We start from the raw sequence: 5,639 nt of genomic DNA, 5'->3' as shown, positions 1-5,639 counted from the left end.
CGGGCACCGCGCCCCCGCCCGTGTGGACCACGGCGGAGGGGGCGCCGGCCGGCGCCGGGGAGCCGTTGGCGCCGGAGCGCGCCGCGCGTCCGCGCGGCCACCGGCTCCGCGGCACCGCTCTGGCCCCCAGCGCCGAGACCTCGCCGGTGAGCTCCGCGAACAAGGTCGTGTCGGTGACCCGCAGTTCGGTGCCGAAGAGCGTCGACAGGGCGGGGCGGGGGCGGCCGGTCTGGAGCGCCACGACCTCCCGCAGCACCCCGGTCAGCTGCTCGGCCATCTCCTGCGCGGAGGCGAACCGGCGCGCCGGGTCGGGGTCGGTGGCCCGCACGAGGAACCGGTAGAACGACTCGTACGTCCGGAAGACCTCGATGTGGTCCGGGTCCGGCAGGCTGTCCGCGAAGACGTTGGTGTAGCCCTGGAAGTCGAAGGTGAGCACCGCCAGGGTGCGCGCGACCGTGTACAGGTCGGAGGCGACCGAGGGGCCGGCTTCGGCGACCTCGGGGGCCTGGTAGCCCACGGTTCCGTAGATGGCCGACTCGTCGTCGTCCATCCGGCGCACCGCGCCCATGTCGATCAGCTTGAGCTGGTCCTCGGTCTGGATCGCGTTGTCGACCTTGAAGTCGCAGTAGAGCAGGTTGCGGCTGTGCAGATGACCGAGCGCCTCCAGTGCCTCGATCCCGTACGCGCAGGCCTGCTCGACGGGGAGCGGGTCGCGCTTGCCGTCCGGGCCGCGCCGCTCGTTGGCGATCTCCTTGAGCGACTTGCCGCCCACGTACTCCATGACGATGTAGCCGTCCATGGAGCCGGTGCGCTGGTCGAGGTGCTCCACGAAGTTGTAGATGCGCACGATGTTGGAGTGCTCGATCTCCGCGAGGAAGCGGCGCTCGGAGATCGCCGCCGCCATCGCGTCCTGGTCGCCGGTGTCGAGCAGGCCCTTGAGGACCACCCAGCGGTCGGAGACGGCGCGGTCCACGGCGAGGTAGACCCAGCCGAGGCCGCCGTGCGCCAGACAGCCCACCACCTCGTACTGGCCGTGCACGATGTCGCCCCGGTGCAGCTTGGGCACGAACGAGTACGGATGGCCGCACTTGGTGCAGAAGCCCTCGGTGCGCCCGGCCCGCTCCCCGCGCGAGCGGCCGACCGGCGCCCCGCAGTCCGCACGCGAGCAGAAACGCTTCCTCTCGGGGACCTCCGGGTGCTCCATCACGGCCGTGGCCGGGTTGGGGCGCGGCACTCCCGGCACGCTCACCAGCCCCGCCCCGAGCCTGCTGCGCCCGGAGGTGCCGGTCGCCGGGCCCGAACTGCGCACCGAGACCGAACGGGCGCTGCCCGACCCCGTCAGCGAGCGCGACAGACGCCCCGACACCGACCGCCGGGACGTGGCGGAGCGCGAGGAGGAGCGGGACGAGGCGGAGGAGCGCGCGGAACGGGCGGAGGCGGAGCCGCCGCTTTCGCGGGCGCCCCCGGCGATCCCCGTCGCGGGCGAGGCGATGGCCCCGTTCACCGACACCACCGGCGCCAGACCGCAGGTGTCGCAGTACAGCTCGCCGCCGCCCATGTCCTCGTAGGAGCCCTCGCAGCCGGGGCGCTGGCACTTCTTCTGGTCGCTCACGATTCCCCCCTCCGGTCGACGGGCCCGGGCTGCCGGGGAACCAGCGCCTCGGCCGCCGCCTGCTGGTACCGCAGCACCGCCTGCTCGGCGACGCGCAGATCGCAGGGCGCGGACCACAGCATCCGGCGCGCCGCGTCGTACCGTTCGACGAGCAGCGGGTCCTCGGCCATGCCGTGCCGGGCGACCTTCGCCTTGTAGGCGTCGAGCCGGCCGCGCAGCTCCGCGCGGACCGCCAGCGGCGCGGTGACGGCCGTCAGCGACTCCCGCGCGCGCAGCAGTTCGTCCTCCGCCTCGCGCTCCAGGGACTCCAGGAGCGGGGAGAGCCGGTGCCACTGGGCGTGTCTGCGGTACTCGGCGGCGGCCACCAGGCGCTCCTGGAGCCGGGTCGGCGGGCCGCTCACCGCGGGCACCTCGGACGCGGCGATCTTCGCCAGCACCTCACCGCGTGCCGCCCGCGCCTCGGTGAGGGTGCGGTCCGCCCGGGAGAGCACGTCCCGCAGCCGCACCAGCCGCTGTTCGGCGTCCTGGCGGACCGTCAGCACCGCGTCGATCTCCCGGCGTACGTCCTCCAGGGCCCGGGCGGCCCGGTCGTAGCGCTCGGTGTCCGGGCGCCCGCCGCCGGGCGCGGAGCTGCCGGGCGCGGGCACCCAGAACGCCAGCGGGTCCGACACCACCTGCGCCCGCAGCTCCGCCAGCTCCTCGGTGATCGACTCCAGGTCGTCGCCGGCCGGGTGCTCCCCGGGGCGCACGCCCACCGAGTGGGCCAGGCCCCGGGTCCGGTGCAGCTCCGCGGCCAGGAGGTCTATCCGGGCGGGCAGCGCCGACCACACCGCGTCGGCCGCGACGACCAGGTCGAGCGAGCGCGCGTACAGCTCGTTCATCCGGTTCACCAGCTGCTCCAGGGTGAACCGCTCGGTCAGCCGTGCGGGGCCGGTCAGCGACGCGGCCTGGGAGGCGGCGCCCGCGACCGTGACCGACTCGCCGCGCAGCCGCTCGGTCAGCTCCACCAGGTCCTCACGGGAGGGCCAGCGGCGCCGCTCGCGCAGCTCACGGGCGTCGTCAAGGGCCGCCTTGTACGCGTCGAAGTACGCCCACAGCACGGTGATCGACTGCTCGGCCGACGCCCAGCGCTCCCGGGTGACCCCGGTCAGTTCGGCGCCCTCCAGCAGCCGCCGCCCCGCGTGGTCCTGGAGGGCGAGCAGCGAGGTCTCGATCGCCTCGTGCTCGGCGTCGAGCCGGGCCAGCGCGCGGTCCACCTCGTCCCGGTCGAGCACCGGCCGGACGGGCCTCCCCGAGGAGGAGCCGGGGAAGGATCCCGCGCCCATCGATCACCTCTCTGCTCTGCGTGTCTGTGCGGTCGTGCCGTCCCGGGCCAAGCCGGGGGCTATGAACGGTACTTGGGCTCGGGCGGGCCCGATATCCCGGGCAGGTCGGCGGCGAGCCACTCGCGGTAGGCCTTCATCCACGGGCTGTTGTCGCCGCCGCTGCGGTAGTCCACCAGGACCTGGTTGATCCGGCGGACCAGGTCGGTGTTCTCCAGCTTGGTGGCCACCCCGTAGTACTCCTTGGTGAACGGGGCGCCCGTGAGCCGGACCGCCGGGTCCTGGGCCGCCTGGCTCGCGGCGAGCGCGCTGTCCGTCACCACCGCGTCGGCCTGGCCGAGCTGGAGGCGCACCAGGCAGTCCAGCTGGTTGGGCACGGTCAGGTCCTTGTAGACGGCCCCGTGCGAGTCCTTCTCCAGGGCGTCGAACGCGGTCGAGCCGGCCGCGACGCAGACCTTCCTGCCCTTCAGCGTGTCGTTGTAGCCGGTGATCCCCGACCCCTCCGGCGCGAGCACCTGCTGGCCCGCCTGGAAGTACGCCGAGGAGAAGGCGACCTGGCCGATCCGCTTGCAGTTGATGGTCATCGTCCGCACGACGACGTCGACCTGGCCGTTCTGCAGGGCCGTGATGCGCTGGCTGGTGGGGATGGCGCGGTAGACGACCGCGTCCGGGTCGCCCAGGATGTTCTTTGCGATCGCCCGCACCAGCTCGATGTCGAACCCTTCGAGCTTGCCGTCCACCGGATTGCGGTAGCCCCAGCGGAAGCTGTTCTGGTCGACGCCCGCGACCAGCTTCCCGGCCCTCTTGATCCGGTCGATGCTCGGCCCGCCGTCGGAGGACGGGGGCAGGCTCGCCTCGGGGTCGGTGCAGGTGTCGGCCTTGGCCTGGAGGCCGCTCGCCACCCCGGGACCGCCGGTCCGCACTCCGTCGCCGCCCGTCTCGTGCCGCGAGAGCGGGATCAGCAGGGAAGCGGCGGCGGCGCAGGCGAGCGCCATTCCGCCGACGCCGCCCCACCCTCGGAGCCTGCCGTTCCTGTTCATCGCGCCTCCTGCCGGGGCCGCTGTGCCTCCGGGGCCGGTGTTCCCCTGGATCCCACGGTGCTCACCTGTACTCCGCGAGCCTGCGGCTGACGCCGACGCCCGCCGCCGCAGCGCCCAGCACCGCCAGCACCGCGGCGCCCAGCGGAAGCCCGGCCAGCGCGCCCCTGCCGTCGGACGCGGCCCGGGTGAACTCGCGCTGCTCGTGCCCGATCGCCTTCTCCAGGGCCGCGTCGACCCGGTCGAAGGACTGACCGGTGGAGCCGGACGCGCCGACGACCTGCTGGAGGGCGTCGTCGTAGTCGCCGGCGGTGTCGGTCCGGTGCGCCTGGTCGTGCCGCTGCTGCCACTCGGTGACGCTGCTGCGCGCCTCCTCGACCGGGGTGCGCCCCGCGCTGTCGTCGGCGAGCCGCCCGGCCGAGCCGAGCTGGTCCACGAGCTCTTTCATCTCCGCCTTGTAGTCCGCGTCGTACTTGTCCTCCTTGCCGTCCTCGGTCAGGACGGCCCCGCGCGCCACCAGTGTCAGGTTCTCATTGGCGCGGGCCTGGAGGGAGTTGATCCGGGCGTCGTTGAGCACCTTCAGCGACTCCTGTCCGTGCGAGCGCGAGGTCGACAGGTCGGCGGCGGCCACCGCGTGCCCGGCGACCAGCCACAGCAGGACGACCAGCGAGGCCGCGCTGCCCGCCAGCAGCCCGTGGTTGAGGACCCGGTTGGTGCGCCGGTAGGTGCGCCGCTGGGCCCAGAAGAGGGCGCCGAGCGCCACCGCGCCGACCGCCAGCGCCGCGTACGGCCAGGTCTCCGCCTGGTCGTAGTCGTGGTAGAGCCGGCCGGTCTCCGCCTCGTAGAGGTCCTGGGCGGCGGGCAGCAGATGCCTGGTCATCTGCTCGTTCGCGTACCGCAGATAGGCGCCGCCGACCGGGAAGCCCTGGCGGTTGTTGGCGCGGGCCTGCTCGATCAGGCCGTTGTAGACCGGCAGTTGCTCGTTGAGCGCGGCTATCGCGCGGCCGGAGTCGGAGCTGCCCGTGGTGTTGGCCGCGGCCTTCACCAGCAGGCGGGAGGCGGTGGCGATGTCCGACTCGTACCGCAGGCGGACGGCGCGGGGCTCCTTGGCGCCCGAGAGGAAGCCGCTGGCAGCCGCGGTGTCCGCGTCGGCCAGCGAGCGGTAGATGGAGGCCGCGTCGGCGCTCAGCGGCTGGCTGCGGCTCACCACGTCGTCGGCCGCCGCCGCCCGGTCGGTGACCTCCCAGGCCGTCACCGCGCCGAACGCCACCACCAGCAGCGCGACCACTGTGCCGATGATCCACAGCCGTCCCGGCTCGGTCGTCGCGGCGGCGCGCACCCGCTCCCGGGCCACGGCCCAGCCGCCCCGGCGGGGCGCGGGCGCGGGCCGGGGCACCGGGGCAGCCGGCGCCGGATCCGGCGCCGCCACCGGTGTCCGCGGTGCGTGTGTGCTCGGCGGGTGTGCCACTTGACCTCCCCCTGGGTCACCGAGTGCCTGGCCAGCAGTATGGACGCAGGGACCGACCACCACACAAGGGTTGACCTGATCTTGTTACCCGCTTGCTCCGCCGCTGCCCCCGCTGCCTCCCCACCATGTATACGCCGCACGCCGCGGATCGGTTCCCCTCGGCGCGACCGGATGCGACGGCGCCGCGCACGCCTCCCCGC

General features: G+C 74.0%; 4 protein-coding genes. All 4 read right to left on the bottom strand.

The annotated features are described in order from the left end of the window. Positions 1 to 1,558, bottom strand: a 1,558-nt coding sequence (locus ACJA3G_RS28435) for a serine/threonine protein kinase (protein ID WP_406555902.1), incomplete at its 3' end; no start/stop codon positions are given. 50 nt (positions 1,559 to 1,608) lie between these two features. Next, the gene (locus ACJA3G_RS28430) at positions 1,609 to 2,937 is read right to left on the bottom strand and encodes a hypothetical protein (protein WP_406555901.1); all 1,329 of its coding nucleotides are present in this window, start codon (positions 2,935 to 2,937) and stop codon (positions 1,609 to 1,611) included. A gap of 59 nt (positions 2,938 to 2,996) precedes the next feature. Then, the gene (locus tag ACJA3G_RS28425) at positions 2,997 to 3,974 is read right to left on the bottom strand and encodes a glutamate ABC transporter substrate-binding protein (RefSeq protein ID WP_406555900.1); all 978 of its coding nucleotides are present in this window, start codon (positions 3,972 to 3,974) and stop codon (positions 2,997 to 2,999) included. A 61-nt stretch (positions 3,975 to 4,035) separates the two neighbouring features. Continuing rightward, positions 4,036 to 5,439, bottom strand: a complete 1,404-nt coding sequence (locus tag ACJA3G_RS28420; protein WP_406555899.1) for a hypothetical protein — start codon at positions 5,437 to 5,439, stop codon at positions 4,036 to 4,038. Positions 5,440 to 5,639: the final 200 nt, after the last annotated feature.

Origin of the sequence: Streptomyces sp. YS-3, from assembly GCF_045257485.1 — a bacterium.
GTDB lineage: Bacteria > Actinomycetota > Actinomycetes > Streptomycetales > Streptomycetaceae > Streptomyces.
Note: the sequence above shows the minus strand (reverse complement) of the source record. Positions and strands in the feature narration are given on the sequence as shown.